Origin of the sequence: Glutamicibacter sp. 2E12 (assembly GCF_050030965.1) — a bacterium.
Taxonomy (GTDB): Bacteria; Actinomycetota; Actinomycetes; order Actinomycetales; family Micrococcaceae; genus Glutamicibacter.
This window is the reverse complement of sequence record NZ_CP188297.1, coordinates 1,409,335-1,424,471: the sequence shown is the minus strand read 5'-3', so window position 1 is coordinate 1,424,471 and position 15,137 is coordinate 1,409,335. Positions and strand designations below refer to the sequence as shown.

Here is a 15,137-nt window from a genome sequence, read left to right as displayed (position 1 = left end):
TGCGGGATGTTCCTTCAATGACATATCCGGCATCTGCTTCGATTCTGCAAACGGTGGGGCATAGGATTTAGAACGTGAACTCTTTTACCGTCCGCTCAGCCAGAACCAGTGATGTCAACGCTATCCGCAATCTTGTGCGCCCGTTGGCCGAGGAACGGATCCTGCTGGATAAGGAAGCGGTCACCTACTACGAGTCCATCCAGGAATTCCTGGTCGCCGAGGACGCGGACGGCAATGTTGTCGGCTGCGGCGGTTTGCACGTCATCTGGGAAGACATCGCCGAAATCCGTACCTTGGCGACCTCGGGCGAGCTGCGTGGCAAGGGCGTAGGCCATGTCCTGCTCTCCGAACTCTTGGAACGTGCCCGGGAAGTCGGGGTTGGCCGCGTCTTCTGCCTGACCTTCGAAGTGGATTTCTTCATACGCCAAGGCTTCAAGGTGATGGCTGACCAGAGCGCCGTGGATCCAGCGGTATACCAGGAGATCCTGCTCTCCCGGGATGAAGGCGTTGCTGAATTCCTGGACCTCGCCCGCGTGAAGCCGAATACCTTGGGCAACACCCGGATGATCATTACGCTGGACTGATACTTCTAGTCCATCCGGTCGTAGCGCGCACGGAATACCAGGTACAGCGCGTAGCAAACCAGGCCCGCACCGATAGCAACCAGGGCAACCGGCCCAAACGGCTGATCCTGGATGGCCTTCAGCGCGCCATCGATGCCGCTGGCCTCTTCCGGGTCGCGCTGTACCGTGGCCACGATGAAGAGCAGGCCCACGGCACCGAGGACTACGCCTTTGGCAGGATAGCCCAGCATGCCCGAGTACTTGATCGCGCGCGATACCTCGGTATTTCCGGAACCGGAGAGATCCTTCAAGAACTTCCGGGTGGCACCCTTGTAGATGTAGTAGCCGGCCATGGCCAGCAGCCCCAGGCCCAAGGCGATCAGCAACCCCCGGCCAAGTCCGGTCTTCATCATTTCTCCGCTGAAGCTGGTGGCAGTCTTTCCCGAATCACTGGGAATTCCCACCGCAAACCGCCCAAAGGTGAAGCCGACAGCCAAGAAGGACACCGAGATGGCCGCGGACTTGAGCCTGCCCTTCAGCTCGTTTTCGGGCAAGAAGGCCTGCGCCAAGGACCATAGGCCCAGCAATAGTGCGCCGATTGCGCAGATCCACAGCAAGACCATGCCGAAAGGCTGCTCTGCCAAGGCGCCCATGGCTCCGCCCTGATCGGCTTCCGCCTTGCCGCCGGCAGCGACGAAAGCTGCGAGGATTCCCACGGTTGCGTGAAGTACGCCGTTGGCGACGTATCCCAGGCGTGCGGCGCGTTCGAACCATGGGTGCTTGGCTACGTGGCGAACAGCAGCGGCCGGATCAACTGAAGCGTTCATGGGCTAAGCATAGGTAGGCATCAGGGCATAAAGCTAGCCGCTTCTGGCTCGTTCCGGGCCGATGCTACGAAGGCAGGCGGATTCCATCTTCTTCGGCGATCGCCAGGCCATCTTTGAGCAGCCCGGCCAGTGCCCGTTCACGCTGCTCCAATGGTGATTGCAATTGGTCAAGCGCCACATACCTTGCATGCGATTCATGGGACAGCTCGGCCAGGAAGGACTGCTCTGGCACCGCCTGCTCATGCTCGCGCAGGATCGCCATGATGGCGCCGCGGACCTGCCGGTCCGTACCCTTCCAAGCTTGTCCCTTCGGGATGTAGTGCGGGGCCGGCTGCCCCTGGGCAATCCATGCGCACTGCTGGAAGACCGGGCATTGCTCGCACTTCGGGCTGCGAGCGGTGCACACCAGGGCACCGAGTTCCATTACCGAAATATTCCACAGATTCGCTGCCTGATGATCCTCGGGCTGGACTTCTGCAGCCCGGGCGAATTCACTGGCACGCGGGCTTGGCTCGGGCAATGCCATGCCGCCAAAGAGCCGTGCATGCACGCGGCGAATGTTCGTGTCCACGACAACGGTGCGCTCGCCGAAGGCAAAGCAGGCAATGGCGGCCGCGGTGTAGGAGCCGATGCCCGGCAAGGCCAGGAGCTCGGCTTCGGTGCGCGGGACTTCGCCGTTGTACTCGGTGGTGATCTCCACGGCGGCGGCATGCAAGCGCTGCGCGCGCCGCGGATAGCCCAGCCGTCCCCACGCTTTCAGTGCTTCGGACAGCGGTTCCGCAGCCAGATCCTGCGGCCGTGGCCAGCGGCGCATCCATTCTTCCCAAACCGGCAAGACACGAACTACCGGAGTCTGCTGGAGCATGAACTCGCTGACCATGACTTCCCAGCCGCTCACTCCGGGGCGTCGCCAAGGCAGGTCGCGGGCGTTCTCTAGGTACCAGGTGTTGATGGTGTTGTGGATTTGCTGCACCCCACCACTCTAAGCCAGCGCACCGTCCGCCCGGAATCAGCGGGAATGGATTGCAGAACGTGATTTGCCCTGGATCCTACGCCATTACCGGCTTCGGGCAGGCAAATGAATTAGCCTTAAGCCATGAGCAACGCATCAGGGGGGAAACCATCGGCCAGCGTCTACCGGCGCAGGCGGATCACCGTGGCAGTACTTGCCCTGGTGCTCGTCGGCCTGCTTGTCTGGGGCGTCGTTGCGCTGGCCGGATTGTTCTCCCCTGATGAGAAGAAAACTGCAGGCAATGAGCCAAGCGCCCAGCAAACCCAGTCGGTTCCTTCGCCATCGCCAGAGCCGGAAGACGACGAAGCTGCGGCCAAGAAGTGCAAGAGCGACGAGGTCGAGATTACTGCGACTACCGATGCGAAAAGCTACGCCTCGGACAAGAAGCCGACCTTGCTGCTGGGCATCGAAAATGTTTCCAAGCGCGAATGCGAATTGAACGTCGGAACCATGCAGCAGGAGTTCCTGGTTTCCAGCGGCGCGGACCGCATCTTCTCCACCATCGATTGCCTGGATGGCGCAGAAGATGTGAACCTGGCCTTCAAGCCGGGGCAGAAGGAGAACGCGCGCTTCACCTGGAACCGCGAGCGTTCGGCTCCCGGGTGCAAGTCGGTCAGCGTGCAGCCGCGTCCGGGAACCTACAAGTTCACCGCCGCTATCGGCGACTTCGTTTCGGAGCCGGTCACCTTCACCTTGGAGTGAAAACGCCTAGATGTAGCGATCCAGCAACGAGGATTCGGCCATGCGGGCCAGCCCTTCCCGGATGGAGCGTGCACGCTGCTCGCCGACGCCCTCGATTTCCATGAGCTGGCTGGTGGACGCTGCCATGAGCAGCTGCAAGTGATCGAAGGACGCCACCAGGCGGTCCCCGACCAGCTTGGGCACCGTGCGGATCTGCGAAAGCAGGCGGTAGCCCTTCGGGGTCAGCTGGTCGTCTTGGCCAATGGTGGAGTGCGGGAACAGGATCTTGGTCAGGCCATCAAGCTCAATGAGCTGGGCATCGGAAACTTCATGCAGCGTCTCCAGGGCACGCTCGATATCCAGCTCCTGGCCTTCAGCGTCGGAATAGTCCCGCAGGAGCAACTGGTTATCCGCCTGGATGCCGGAGAGCAATTCCGCATGCTGGGCCGCCAGCAGGCGCCCATCGATGCCCAGCTCCAGCACGTAGCGGGAGATTTCTTCGCTGGTACGGCGCAGCATCTCGGTGCGCTGCAAGACAGCGAGCACTTCCCGCGCGGTGGCGACATCTTCAATTTCCGCAGCTGACAGGGCGCTGGTGACCTGGTCCAGGCGGTGGCGGTACCGTTCCAAGGTAGCAATAGCCTGGTTGCCGCGGGCCAGCAGGCGCTCGGCTGGCTCGAGCACATGGCGCTCGCCGTCGGCATAGAGGGTGATGGTCTGCATGGACTGCGAAACCGAAATCGTCGGGAACCCGGTTTGCGCGGCTACGCGTTCTGCCGTGCGGTGGCGGGTGCCGGACTCCTGGGTTTCAATCTGCGCATCCGGCATCAGCTGCACGCCGGCCTGCTGGATCTGGCGTCCTGTGCCGTCCAGAATGATCGCGCCGTCCATCTTGGCCAGTTCGCGGATGCGTGTAGGCGTGTATTCGGTGTTGATCCTGAAGCCGCCGGAGCTGATCGACTCCACGAGCCTGTCATGGCCCAGCACTATGAGAGCGCCAGTACGGCCGCGCTGGATCCGTTCAAGACCCTGGGCGAGCTCGGTACCCGGGGCAATCTGGGCCAGAACGGCAAGGAATCCGGGGGTTGGGTGCGCTTTCAACTTGCGTCCTTTCGGCGGGCAGCAACAATCAAGTTTATCCTGCGGGCTTCTGTCGCTGGTTAAACGCAATATCCAGCGCCTGCGCGATGTTCTCCACCTGGAATACGCGGATGCCCTCGGGGATATTCTTCAACGGTTCCGGGGTGGCCGGAGCCATCGCGAAAGAGAAGCCCAGACGCTGCGCCTCGGTGATGCGCCGTGAGATTTCCGGTACTTGCCGAACTTCGCCGGCCAAGCCGACTTCGCCGAAGGCCACGAAGTCCTGCGGCAGCGGGAATTCATTCATCGAAGAAGCCAATGCCAGCGCGCAGGCCAGATCCGAGGCGGGTTCGGCAATTTTCACGCCACCCACGGTGGCGATATACGAGTCCATGGACGACAGATCCATATGCGCGCGGGCCTGCAGCACCGCCACAACCATTTGCGCCCGCGCGGCATCCAAGCCACTGGTGGCCCGGCGGGCAGCAGGGGCATTGCTGCGCGAGAGCAAGGTCTGCACCTCGGCAACCAGCGGCCGGCGGCCCTCCATCGTGACGGTGATGCAGGTGCCCGGCACCGGGGTGCGGGTTCGGGTGACGAAAAGCTTGGAAGGATCGGTCAGCGATTCAATGCCGTCTTCATTCAAATCGAAGCAGCCCACCTCGTCGGTGGCTCCGTAGCGGTTCTTCAGCGCGCGCAGGATGCGCAACCGCGAATGCTTCTCGCCATCGAACTGGCAGACCACGTCCACCAGGTGCTCGAGCAGCCGTGGGCCGGCGACCGAACCTTCCTTGGTCACGTGGCCGACCATGATGGTGGACATGGCTCGGGTCTTGGCCGCGTTGATGATCGAGGCAGCGACTTCGCGCACCTGGGAAACGCCGCCGGCAGCGCCGTCCACCTCTGCCGAGGAGAAGGTCTGCACCGAGTCCAGGATCAGCAGCTGCGGATCGATCTCCTGGATCTGGCCCAAGGCCAGAGCCAGGTCGGTTTCGGCGGCCAGGAACAGCGTATCGGCGATGGCGTTGATGCGTTCGGCGCGGGACTTTACCTGCGCGGCGGACTCTTCACCGGTTAGATAGAGCACGCGCAAGCCGGTTTGCGCGGCTTTCGCGGCAACGTCCAAGAGCAGCGTGGACTTGCCCACGCCAGGTTCGCCGGCCAGCAGGATCGCGGCTGCCGGAACCAGGCCGCCACCGAGCACGCGGTCAAGTTCGGAGACGCCACTGGGGCGGAAGGCCGCTTCGGAGCCGTCAATCTGCGCGATCGGCTTGGCTGGGTGGGCCACCTTGGCCGCGGCTACGGTACGGGCGGAGACGACACCCACTTCTTCGACAGTGCCCCAGGCCTGGCATTCGCCGCAGCGGCCCACCCACTTAATCGTGGTCCACCCGCATTCAGAGCATTTGAACGATGCGGAAGACTTGCTGCGAGTGGAGGTTTTGGCCATGGCTCAATGCTATCGAGCTATGCGGACATTTTCGTTCAGGACAGCTTGGGCAGCACTTCGATGGCTTCTTCGTGTTCGCGGCCTGCCGCTTCGAGCAGATCCACCACCATCGGGCGCAGCAGCAAGACCAGGCCTTCGCCCTGGAGCCCCTCAACTCCCAGGGCGCGCGGATCCAGTTGGGCGGCGACGCCTTCGAGCTGCAGCTGGGCGGCCTTCTCGTATTTGCGTTGGCCAGCCACCGTGGTTTCGCGCACCGAGTGCGCCAAGGTGTTGACCGCCTCGGATAGCTCGCGCATCAGGGGAGCCAAGGTTTGCGCGCCTTCCGGGGTCAGTGCGCTGTTGCTGAGCACGGAAGCAAGGCGCCGGGCGAAGACCCGCGAGTTGCGGGCGGCCCAGTCGTAGTGGTTGAAACGCTTGGATAGCCGGTTCAGTTCATGGCGGTGGCGACGCCCGGTGGGGGAAATCGTTGCGATTTCCTTCGAAGCGCGGAAGGCGGCTGGCAGCATATCCAGGTACTTCTGGGTTCCGCGAGCCTTGATCAGTGCGTGGAAGGCTGCGCGCCGGTCATCGTCGCGGATGGCCCAGGCGCATTCCAAAAGCGCTTCGGAGAGCTCCTTGAACAGATCCGATAACGCGGACACCGGGCTGCGCCGCGGGTCGGTAGGCCAGAAAATAATCACCAGCAGGGCAAGCAGGGACCCGGTCAGGGCATCGATGGAACGGGCAAATGGCCCATCCGCGCTGATGGGCAGCAGCACTACCAGTGCCGATTGCATGCCCAGCTGGGTGGAGAAGATGGCACCGGAATCCAAATAGCGGGCAATGACCAGACTCAGCGACATCACCAGTGCGGCCTGCCAGATCCCCTGCCCGAACCAGTGCATGAGGGTATCGCCCAGCGCCACCCCCAGGGTGCACCCCAGGGCGACTTCGGCGGTTTTGCGCACGGTGGTGGAGGCGCCGAAGCCCAGGGAAACCAGCGCGCTGGTGGCTGCGAAAATCGGTTGGGAATGTCCCCAGATGCTTTCGGCGATCCAAAAGGCTCCGATTGCGCCAAGCGTCATGCGCAGGATTCTAGGCAGGGAGTTGCGCGAGCGTATCAGCCCAGCGCGATTGCGCTGCGCTATGAATCCGAATAGATGCGCTGGCATGCGCTTCACTTTCCGCCCAGTTGCCATGGCTTCAGTCTTCCACGTGTTCGGCGGCAGGTGGCAGAAGCTGCCGGGATATTGCGCTGGTGAGCAGGATCACTTGGCTTCAGGTATGTTGTTAACCTTATGTTCACCTTTGCCGGGGGAGCTGGTTACTTTCGATCTTTAACGTCGTAGATGAAGCGGGAAGACGCCGCTGAAGGTTTTACATCGATCTACCAACATGGGGAGTAAATCTCGTGAAGCTCAATCGCTTTGGCAGCGCAGCTGCTGTTCTTTCCGTAGCGGCACTCGCGCTGACCGCTTGCGGCTCGGATAACCCAACCGCCGCAGCAGGTTCTGAAGGTGCCGAGGCGTCGGCAGCATCCGGTGTCACCGGAACCCTGACCGGCATCGGCGCATCCAGCCAGAACTCGGCCATGGAAGCATGGACCACCGGCTTCAAGACCGCCAACCCGGAAGCCAACGTGCAGTACTCGCCAGATGGCTCCGGCGCAGGCCGCGAAGCATTCCTGGCAGGTGGCGCGCAGTTCGCCGGCTCGGATGCATACCTGAAGGAAGACGAAGCCGAAAAGGCCAAGGAAGTTTGCGGCCCAGAAGGCGCATTCAACATCCCGGCCTACGTTTCGCCGATCGCGATCGCTTTCAACCTCGAAGGCGTTGAAGAGATCAACATGGACGCAGCCACCATCGCCAAGGTGTTCAAGAAGGAAATCACCAAGTGGAACGATGAGGCTATCGCCAAGCAGAACGAAGGCGTTGAACTCCCGGACACCGCAATCACCGTGGTGCACCGCAATGATGAGTCCGGTACCACCGAGAACTTCGTCGAGTACCTGAAGGCCGCAGCGGCTGACGTTTGGAGCTACGATGTTTCCGGCGACTGGCCAAGCGACATCCAGTCGGAGAATGCCAAGGGCACCTCTGGCGTGGTTTCGACCACCACCTCCACCAACGGCGCAATCACCTACGCCGACTTCTCCGCAGTGGGCGGCCTGTCCACCGTGAACGTGAAGGTCGGCGAGGAATACACCAAGATTTCTGCTGAAGCAGCTGCCAAGGCCCTGGAGACCGCAACCCCAGTTGAAGGCGCAGCCGAGAACGACCTGGCTCTGGACCTGGAGCGCGACACCACCGAAGCGGGCACCTACCCAATCGTCCTGGTTTCGTACCACATCTTCTGCAGCAGCTACAAGGACCAGGCAACAGCCGATCTGGTCAAGGCCTTCGGCAACTACGTCATCTCCGAAGATGGCCAGAAGACCGCGCAGGCTTCGGCAGGCAACGCCCCGATCTCGGCAGCCATTGCCGAGAAGGCAAAGAAGTCGATCGACGGCATCACCGTCGCCGAGTAGTACCCCGCCGGGCAACCGGCACCAGGTGCGGGTGGACGAACTCACCCACCCGCACCAGCAGTACCCCTCCACCCCCGCAGTGAAAACTGCACCACCCCCGTTTCGTAAAGGCTCTAGCCATGACTACCAATGCTTTGACAAGCAAGTCATCGACTTCCGGCCGCGCTGGTGACAAGATCTTCTCCGGTGCCGCCCTGGGCGCCGGTGTCCTGATCCTGATCACGCTCTTCGCGGTCGCGGTCTTCTTGCTGATCCAAGCCCTGCCGACGTTCTTCGCCGATCCGGCGGAGATTTCCGGCGGCGCAGGATTCTTCGCTTACATCTGGCCGATTGTTATCGGCACCGTGATCGCAGCGGCTATCGCGCTGCTGATCGCCACCCCGATCGGCATCGGCGTGGCGCTGTTCATCTCGCACTTCGCTCCACGCAAGGTCGCAGGCCCGCTGGGCTACCTGATCGATCTGCTCGCCGCGATCCCCTCGGTGATCTACGGCGCGTGGGGCTACATGGTGCTCGCTCCGGCTCTGGTTCCAGGCTACGAATGGCTGGCCAAGAATCTGGGCTTCATCCCCATCTTCGAAGGCCCCGCCAGCCAGACCGGCAAGACCATGCTCACCGCCGGCATCGTGCTGGCCGTGATGGTGCTGCCGATCATCACCTCGCTGAGCCGCGAGATCTTCTTGCAGACTCCCAAGCTGCACGAGGAAGCCGCGCTGGCACTGGGCGCAACCCGCTGGGAAATGATCACCACCGCGGTGATCCCGTTCGCCCGTCCGGGCATCATTTCCGCCGTCATGCTGGGTCTGGGCCGCGCCTTGGGCGAGACCATGGCCGTTGCGCTGGTGCTCTCCACCGGCAACCTGATCCCATCGCTGATCAAGACCGGCAACCAGACTATCGCCGCGGAAATCGCCTTGAACTTCCCTGAGGCCTTCGGCCTGCGCCTGGCAGAGCTGATCGCCGCCGGCCTGGTCCTGTTCCTGATCACCCTGGTCGTGAACATGATCGCTCGTGGAATCATCGCCCGCCACAAGGAATTCTCGGGAGCTAACTGATGAGCACCATGACTACTAACCAGAGCAACAGGCCCGGGGCCCCGACTCCACCGGTGCGCAAGCGCAACTCCTTGGCCAAGGGCAAGCTGCCGAAGTGGGCCATCTGGGCGATCGCCGCAGGCGCCATCATTGTCGGCGCGGCAGCGTCCACGCTGACCGGCTTCAACGTTGCCTCCTTCGCCATCTACTCGGCGCTCATCTTCCTGGTGGCCGCCTCCGTGATCACCACCGCAGCTGAAGGCAAGCGCCGCGGCAAGAACGCGATGTGGACCTACCTGATCTACGCGGCGTTCATCGTCGCCGTAATCCCGCTGGTATCCGTGCTCTATACGGTGCTGGAAAAGGGCATGCCGGGCCTGAATAGCCACTTCCTGTTCAGCTCCATGAACGGCGTGACCGGCGCGGTGGACAATGAATCCGTCGCCAATGGCACCCCGGTAGTCGGCGGCGCGTACCACGCGGTGATGGGCACCTTGCTGATCACCCTGTGGGCCACCTTGATCTCCGTTCCGGTGGGCATGCTGACCGCTGTCTACCTGGTGGAATACGGGCAGGGCAAGGCGCTGTCCAAGGCGATCACCTTCTTCGTCGACGTGATGACCGGCATCCCTTCGATCGTTGCCGGCCTGTTCGCAGCGGCCTTCTTCGGCATGATCCTGGGTCCGAACGCCCGCATGGGCATCGTCGCGGCGGTCGCGTTGAGCGTGCTGATGATCCCAACGGTGGTCCGCTCCACCGAGGAAATGCTCAAGATCGTTCCCAACGAACTGCGTGAAGCTTCCTTCGCGCTGGGCGTGCGCCGCTGGCGCACCATCTTGAAGGTCGTCATCCCGACCGCGATCTCCGGCATCGCCTCGGGCGTCACCCTGGCCATCGCCCGCGTGATCGGCGAGACCGCGCCAATCCTGGTCACCGCAGGCATCGCAAGCCAGATCAACATGAACGTCTTCGCAAACTGGATGTCCACGCTGCCGACGTTCATCTACTACCAGATCCTGACTCCGACCAGCCCGACGAACATCGACCCGTCGGTGCAGCGCGCCTGGGCTGCTGCCCTGCTGCTGATCTTCATGGTCATGGCTTTGAACCTCATCGCCCGCCTGGTCGCTTCGATCTTCGCCCCAAAGAAGGGCCGTTGAGCTAAGGCTCCGGTCCGGACAAACCCGAACTTTTCAAGGATTACATCATGGCAAAACGCATTGACGTCAACGACCTGAACGTCTACTACTCCAAGTTCCTCGCCGTTGAAGGCGTCTCGATCAACATCGAGCCGAAGTCCGTCACCGCTTTCATCGGCCCCTCGGGCTGCGGCAAGTCCACCTTCCTGCGCACCCTGAACCGCATGCACGAGGTCATCCCGGGCGGCCGCGTCGAGGGCCAGGTCCTGCTGGACGGCGATGACCTGTACGGCGCCGGCGTCGACCCGGTCACCGTGCGCAGCCAGATCGGCATGGTCTTCCAGCGTCCGAATCCGTTCCCGACCATGTCCATCAAGGACAACGTGCTCGCCGGAGTGAAGCTGAACGGCCAGCGGATTTCCAAGTCCGATGCCGATGCCCTGGTCGAGAAGTCGCTACGCGGCGCCAACTTGTGGAACGAAGTCAAGGATCGCCTGGACAAGCCGGGCTCGGGACTCTCCGGCGGCCAGCAGCAGCGCCTGTGCATCGCCCGCACCATTGCGGTCAAGCCGGACGTGATCCTGATGGATGAGCCTTGCTCGGCATTGGACCCGATCTCCACCCTGGCTATCGAGGACCTGATCAACGAGCTGAAGAACGACTACACCGTAGTGATCGTGACCCACAATATGCAGCAGGCTGCACGCGTGAGCGACAAGACCGCGTTCTTCAACATTGCGGGCACCGGCAAGCCGGGCAAGCTCATCGAGTACAACGACACTGCAGCCATCTTCTCCAACCCGGAGCAGAAGGCCACCGAGGATTACGTCTCCGGACGCTTCGGATAAAGATTTCGGATACCGCCGCTCCTTGAGCCGGCGGTAGACGGACCGGAAGGGGGGTCTTCCGGGGATCCTGGAGGGGATCACCGCCAGCGGCGCACCGATTACGGTGCGCCGCTGCACTTTAACTATTCATGTAAAGCACCCTTGACTGTAAAGCACGCTTGTCAGTAAAGTGTGGTTTACATCAATAGGGATAGGGGACAACGATGGATTCAAAAGCAGTTGGCCAGAGCAAATGGGGCCGTTCGCGCTTCGGTGGCGGGTCGGGCGCCCTGATTGCCGTCAGCCTCAGCGCAGGGGCAGTGCTTTCAGCCGGTGCAGGTGTGCTCTTCGCCCGGCTGAACGCCCCGGAGCATTTCGTCTTGGCAGCGTTGCTCATGGCCGCTGGCTTGCTGCCGGTGCTTTCTACAGCTTGCTGGGCGTTGCTGCTGGATCGCGACACCCTGCGCGGTGCCACAAGGAACCCCGAGATATCGGTGGAGAGCCAGTGGTATGACCGAGCTGCCATCGGAGTGTTCCAGGATTTGCTGTTAGTTTGCGGCCTCGGTGGTGCAGTGTTTTCGTTCATTCAGATCCAAGCATCACTTGGCCTCGTTCTGGCTGGTGTCGTGCTGCTGGCGTTGCTTGACTTCGGAATCCGCTATTTCATCATTAAGCGGGCAGAAAGCTAGTGGAGAACAATCTCAGTGCATACCGCAGGGAACGCGGGTTCTCCCAGCAAGCATTGGCCGACCTGCTGGGCGTCTCCCGGCAGACCGTCATCTCGCTTGAAAAAGGCCGCTACGACCCGTCCCTGCCGCTGGCATTCAAGCTCTCGGCGGTCTTCGGCTGCAAGATCGAAGACCTCTTCATTCCGGGCGAAGACTAGGCGTTGCCCAGCAGCGGGTGCACCGCCAGGGTGAGAATCGCGCCGCAGGCAACGCAGGCAATCGGGGTCAGCACCCAGTGCAGCAGCACCTTGGTGACATTGCGCCACACCACCGATTCGAAAGACTGGTTATTGCCGGCACCGACGATGCCGCTGGTTACCGCCTGCGTGGTGGACAGCGGCAGGTGCAAGACGAGCGAGCCGAGGAACAGCATTGCCGCGGCTACGCCCTGGGCGATCATGCCGCGCAGCGGATCGAAGTTCACCAGCCGGCGGCCGAGCGTATAGGTGATGCGCCATCCGCCCAGGAGCACGCCAAGCCCCAGTGCCGAGGCCGCGGCCAGCTGGATAGCCCATGTCACGGGCCCCGGGTCCATTGCATGACCGGTGATCAGCACCAGTGCGATCATCGCGCCGGTGCGCTGGCCATCTTGCAGCCCCAGTCCCAGAGCCACGGCGCAGGCGGTGATGGCCTGGCCTGCGCGCGAGCCGTTGTTGACCGAACGCGAGGAGTTGTGGCGCATCAGCCAGGTCGCCGGAATCACCAGCGCATAGGACAACAGGTAGGCGATGACCGGGGTGATCAGCATGGGCAGCAGCACCGAGCCGAGCAGCAGACCCCAGGCCCCGGACATCGACAGGTCGCCCATGAAAGCCGAGGCGCCGCTGGCGCCCACCAAGCCGGAGAACAGCGCATGGGTGGAACTGACCGGCAGGCCGCGCCACCAGCAATACAGGCCCCACGCGCCGGCGGTCAGCAGGCCGCAGATCAGCAGCTTCAATCCGACGACGCCATCGGGGAGATTGAAGTTCAGCTTGTCCACCAGCGCCACGCTCAGCCCCGAGGTCGCCAAGGTGCCGAGGAAGGCGAATACCGCCGCCACAGAGACCGCAATGGCCGGGCGCAGCGCCCTGGTGCGGACGGAGGCCGCAACGGCCGTAGAGGAATCCCTGAAGCCGTTGAGCACGCCATAGCCCAGGGTCAGGACGATCGCGAATCCGGTGAGGACCGAAAGGATGGTCATTTCCCCTAGGACTCCTTCACCAGCACGCGACCCAGGTGGTCGGCGAACTGGCGCAGGGTGTTGGCGGTAAGCATCAGGTGGTCGGCCACGCGCTGGTGGCGGTGGATGGTCCCTGGCTTGGCGAACTTCGCGATCTCATTGACCCACACCAGGTGGGTTCGGGCCGCGCGCTTGGAGAACTGCAGCATCTGCAGCCAGTTGTCTTCCAGGTCATCGAGGTTATGCAGGCGCTGGACCGAATCGGAGGCCAGCTCGGCCAGCTGCGAAATGAGTTCAAGCTGCTCCGAGGAACGCTCGGAAAGCGGGGTGGAGCCAACGGTCATGATCAGTTCGCCGGTGCCGCGCAGCTGTTCCATGGTTTCGTGCAGCAAGCGCGAAAGCGTGTACATGTCTTCGCGGGGAAGCGGGCTGATATAGCTGGTTCGCAGGTGGGTGAGCACCGCGTGCACCAGATCGGAGGCCTCGGCTTCCGCGGAGGCCAGATCCCGCAGCTGGTCCGCACGGGTATCGGGTGAGCCGATCATCTCGGCGACATTGGCAACGGAGGTGCGAATGGTCGTCGTCAACCCGCACAGCAACTCGATGCCGCGCGAGGCGGAGGGAAAGATCTGGAACTTCACTTTACGGCGCACCATTCGATTCGACGGCTATTGGTACCAACGCAGAACAGTTTACGACGTGGAAGTTAACACCGGGTATTTGAAGGTGCCGGACCGGGAACGCCTCTCGGCGGAAGGCCGCTCGAAGCGGCAGAATTTTGGAGCCCGGGGTTACCAGCGGCCCGGCACCGTTACCTAGTGTTCTCGCCCTACCGGTGTGCTGTCAACCGCAGGGCGGCGCTCGTGCGTTTTCTCACGCTAGCGGCGCACGCTCTTCTCCGCTCCGCTCAGGCAGAGCAGCGCGCAGCAGAACCAGATCGCTCCCGCCGGCCCCAAACCCGCGGCGACCGTACTCGAGATGATCGGCAAAGCTACTTGTCCGACCCGGTTTCCCATGAGCCGCACGGCCAATGCGGCACCGCGGTCCACCGCCGGTACCGAGGTGGAAATCATAGTCATGGTCATCGGCTGGCCCAGGCCCAGGAAGAAGCCGCCGACCAGCAACGCGGCCCCGGAGGCCCACAGCGAATCGATGAAGATCGGGGCCAGCGCGATGGCTATGCCCGAAATGTACAAACTGGTGACCAGCAAGTGGTTGCGTTCGAAGTGGGCCGAGAGCTTGGGGATGAACAGCCGGGAAACTACCGAAGCGAAACCTCGAATGGCCAAAAGCACACCAACATCTTCGGGTGTGACGCCATGTTTCTCCGCCACCAGCGGCAAGAAGGCCGTGAGGATGTCCAGCATGGCCAGCAAGGTCATCGAGGCGAACATGTGCGAAGCCATGCCCTTGATGCGCAAGACCGAGGGAATGGAGGCTTCGGACTTCGCCGGGCGGGTTTGCGGCGCCGTCTTGGAAATCCTCGGCTGCCAGCTCGGAAGCAAGAAGGGGACAGCTAGCAGTGAGCACCCGGCCGCAATCCACAGCGACAGGCTGATGCCGGCGATGCGCTCAGGGGAGGCGGCATCGGTACCGGAGCCGAGCACCACTCCGCCAATCAGCGGCCCGATGAATTGCCCAGCCGCGTAGGCGGCCGTGAACCAGCCAAAGCCCTTGTCCAGATCGCTGTCGGGGAAGAACCGGGCGATGGAAGATTGCCCGCCAATGGTAAACATCAGATGCCCGAGCCCGAGCACGGCACTGGCCAGCGCCACGGTCAAGGCATTCGGGGAGAAATTGATGCCGATGCCGCCCGCGGCCAGCAAGGCCACGCCGGCAACCATCAGGAACCGGATCCTGCGGATCCGCGAACTGGCCCGGCCCAGCATCATTGCGGTGAACAGCGGGAGGATGGCATAGGCGGCGGTCACCACGCCGACGGTGAACTCGCCGGAGCCAAAAGAGATGAGCTTATAGGTGGTCACCGGACGAATGAGGTTCAGCGCCGTTTGGGAAAGCAACGCCGTTGCGATCAGGATCAGCAACCAGCGTACGAGCCCTGAAGAGTTGGTCCTCGATGCGGCGCCCACACCCACCTGCCTAAAATTGAGGGGCAACTTCCTCAACC

The 15,137-nt window shown here is 62.5% G+C and carries 17 protein-coding genes; 9 read left to right on the top strand and 8 right to left on the bottom strand.

The annotated features are described in order from the left end of the window. Positions 1-74 precede the first annotated feature (74 nt). Positions 75-584 carry an amino-acid N-acetyltransferase gene (locus tag ACP3TE_RS06660; protein ID WP_105659010.1) on the top strand — a complete coding sequence of 170 codons (510 nt, stop codon included), beginning with the start codon at positions 75-77 and terminating at the stop codon, positions 582-584. Between the two features lie 5 nt (positions 585-589). Here ACP3TE_RS06660 and ACP3TE_RS06655 read toward each other — a convergent pair whose 3' ends face one another. After that, positions 590-1,390 carry a DUF1206 domain-containing protein gene (locus ACP3TE_RS06655; protein ID WP_105659009.1) on the bottom strand — a complete coding sequence of 267 codons (801 nt, stop codon included), beginning with the start codon at positions 1,388-1,390 and terminating at the stop codon, positions 590-592. 64 nt (positions 1,391-1,454) lie between these two features. Continuing rightward, positions 1,455-2,363: an A/G-specific adenine glycosylase gene (locus tag ACP3TE_RS06650; protein ID WP_105659008.1), complete on the bottom strand. Its 909-nt coding sequence runs from the start codon at positions 2,361-2,363 to the stop codon at positions 1,455-1,457. 123 nt (positions 2,364-2,486) lie between these two features. Here ACP3TE_RS06650 and ACP3TE_RS06645 point away from each other — a divergent pair, with 123 nt between their 5' ends. Further along, entirely contained in the window at positions 2,487-3,104 is a 618-nt protein-coding gene (locus ACP3TE_RS06645; protein ID WP_426735819.1) for a hypothetical protein, read from the top strand. Positions 3,105-3,110: 6 nt separating this feature from the next. On the opposite strand, the gene disA is transcribed toward ACP3TE_RS06645, so the two are convergent. The 3 genes from disA to ACP3TE_RS06630 are packed head-to-tail and all read right to left on the bottom strand — an operon-like array spanning position 3,111 to position 6,677. Next, complete coding sequence (gene disA, locus ACP3TE_RS06640) at positions 3,111-4,184, bottom strand: DNA integrity scanning diadenylate cyclase DisA (protein ID WP_426735818.1); 1,074 nt, start codon at positions 4,182-4,184, stop codon at positions 3,111-3,113. A 34-nt stretch (positions 4,185-4,218) separates the two neighbouring features. Then, a complete protein-coding gene (gene radA, locus ACP3TE_RS06635; protein ID WP_105659005.1) occupies positions 4,219-5,613 on the bottom strand; it encodes a DNA repair protein RadA in 1,395 nt (464 codons plus the stop codon). 35 nt (positions 5,614-5,648) lie between these two features. Beyond that, complete coding sequence (locus tag ACP3TE_RS06630; RefSeq protein WP_286134711.1) at positions 5,649-6,677, bottom strand: FUSC family protein; 1,029 nt, start codon at positions 6,675-6,677, stop codon at positions 5,649-5,651. Between the two features lie 326 nt (positions 6,678-7,003). On the opposite strand from ACP3TE_RS06630, the gene pstS reads away from it, so the two are divergent. The 6 genes from pstS (at position 7,004) to ACP3TE_RS06600 (ending at position 12,005) form a co-directional block, all read left to right on the top strand. Further along, positions 7,004-8,119 (top strand): phosphate ABC transporter substrate-binding protein PstS, encoded by a 1,116-nt coding sequence (pstS, locus tag ACP3TE_RS06625; protein ID WP_105659003.1) that lies wholly within the window; start codon positions 7,004-7,006, stop codon positions 8,117-8,119. 119 nt (positions 8,120-8,238) lie between these two features. Then, on the top strand, positions 8,239-9,174 hold the full coding sequence (gene pstC, locus ACP3TE_RS06620; RefSeq protein ID WP_105659002.1) for a phosphate ABC transporter permease subunit PstC: 936 nt from the start codon (positions 8,239-8,241) through the stop codon (positions 9,172-9,174). Then, positions 9,174-10,313, top strand: coding sequence for a phosphate ABC transporter permease PstA (pstA, locus tag ACP3TE_RS06615; protein WP_105659001.1), 1,140 nt, complete (start codon positions 9,174-9,176; stop codon positions 10,311-10,313). The genes pstC and pstA overlap by 1 nt, the downstream gene beginning before the upstream one ends. Positions 10,314-10,360: 47 nt before the next feature. Beyond that, complete coding sequence (gene pstB / locus ACP3TE_RS06610) at positions 10,361-11,140, top strand: phosphate ABC transporter ATP-binding protein PstB (RefSeq protein ID WP_105659000.1); 780 nt, start codon at positions 10,361-10,363, stop codon at positions 11,138-11,140. 203 nt (positions 11,141-11,343) lie between these two features. Beyond that, a complete protein-coding gene (locus ACP3TE_RS06605) occupies positions 11,344-11,808 on the top strand; it encodes a hypothetical protein (RefSeq protein ID WP_105658999.1) in 465 nt (154 codons plus the stop codon). Next, on the top strand, positions 11,808-12,005 hold the full coding sequence (locus tag ACP3TE_RS06600; RefSeq protein ID WP_105658998.1) for a helix-turn-helix transcriptional regulator: 198 nt from the start codon (positions 11,808-11,810) through the stop codon (positions 12,003-12,005). The genes ACP3TE_RS06605 and ACP3TE_RS06600 overlap by 1 nt, the downstream gene beginning before the upstream one ends. Here the strand turns inward: ACP3TE_RS06600 and ACP3TE_RS06595 are convergent. Next, entirely contained in the window at positions 12,002-13,030 is a 1,029-nt protein-coding gene (locus ACP3TE_RS06595; protein ID WP_105658997.1) for an inorganic phosphate transporter, read from the bottom strand. The two genes, ACP3TE_RS06600 and ACP3TE_RS06595, sit on opposite strands and share 4 nt — an antisense overlap. A gap of 5 nt (positions 13,031-13,035) precedes the next feature. Further along, positions 13,036-13,596 carry a hypothetical protein gene (locus ACP3TE_RS06590; RefSeq protein WP_286134712.1) on the bottom strand — a complete coding sequence of 187 codons (561 nt, stop codon included), beginning with the start codon at positions 13,594-13,596 and terminating at the stop codon, positions 13,036-13,038. On the opposite strand from ACP3TE_RS06590, the gene ACP3TE_RS06585 reads away from it, so the two are divergent. Continuing rightward, the gene (locus tag ACP3TE_RS06585; RefSeq protein ID WP_181148953.1) at positions 13,583-13,828 is read left to right on the top strand and encodes a hypothetical protein; all 246 of its coding nucleotides are present in this window, start codon (positions 13,583-13,585) and stop codon (positions 13,826-13,828) included. The genes ACP3TE_RS06590 and ACP3TE_RS06585 overlap by 14 nt on opposite strands. Before the next feature lie 59 nt (positions 13,829-13,887). On the opposite strand, the gene ACP3TE_RS06580 is transcribed toward ACP3TE_RS06585, so the two are convergent. Continuing rightward, positions 13,888-15,099, bottom strand: coding sequence for an MFS transporter (locus ACP3TE_RS06580; RefSeq protein ID WP_400344123.1), 1,212 nt, complete (start codon positions 15,097-15,099; stop codon positions 13,888-13,890). Between the last annotated feature and the right edge of the window lie 38 nt (positions 15,100-15,137).

Coding starts and splice junctions, on each gene's coding strand:
- ACP3TE_RS06655 (WP_105659009.1), bottom strand. CDS start 1,390: ATGAACGCTTCAGTTGATCCGGCCGCTGCTGTTCGCCACGTAGCCAAG.
- ACP3TE_RS06645 (WP_426735819.1), top strand. CDS start 2,487: ATGAGCAACGCATCAGGGGGGAAACCATCGGCCAGCGTCTACCGGCGC.
- radA (WP_105659005.1), bottom strand. CDS start 5,613: ATGGCCAAAACCTCCACTCGCAGCAAGTCTTCCGCATCGTTCAAATGC.
- ACP3TE_RS06630 (WP_286134711.1), bottom strand. CDS start 6,677: ATGACGCTTGGCGCAATCGGAGCCTTTTGGATCGCCGAAAGCATCTGG.
- pstC (WP_105659002.1), top strand. CDS start 8,239: ATGACTACCAATGCTTTGACAAGCAAGTCATCGACTTCCGGCCGCGCT.
- pstA (WP_105659001.1), top strand. CDS start 9,174: ATGAGCACCATGACTACTAACCAGAGCAACAGGCCCGGGGCCCCGACT.
- pstB (WP_105659000.1), top strand. CDS start 10,361: ATGGCAAAACGCATTGACGTCAACGACCTGAACGTCTACTACTCCAAG.
- ACP3TE_RS06605 (WP_105658999.1), top strand. CDS start 11,344: ATGGATTCAAAAGCAGTTGGCCAGAGCAAATGGGGCCGTTCGCGCTTC.
- ACP3TE_RS06595 (WP_105658997.1), bottom strand. CDS start 13,030: ATGACCATCCTTTCGGTCCTCACCGGATTCGCGATCGTCCTGACCCTG.
- ACP3TE_RS06585 (WP_181148953.1), top strand. CDS start 13,583: ATGGTCGTCGTCAACCCGCACAGCAACTCGATGCCGCGCGAGGCGGAG.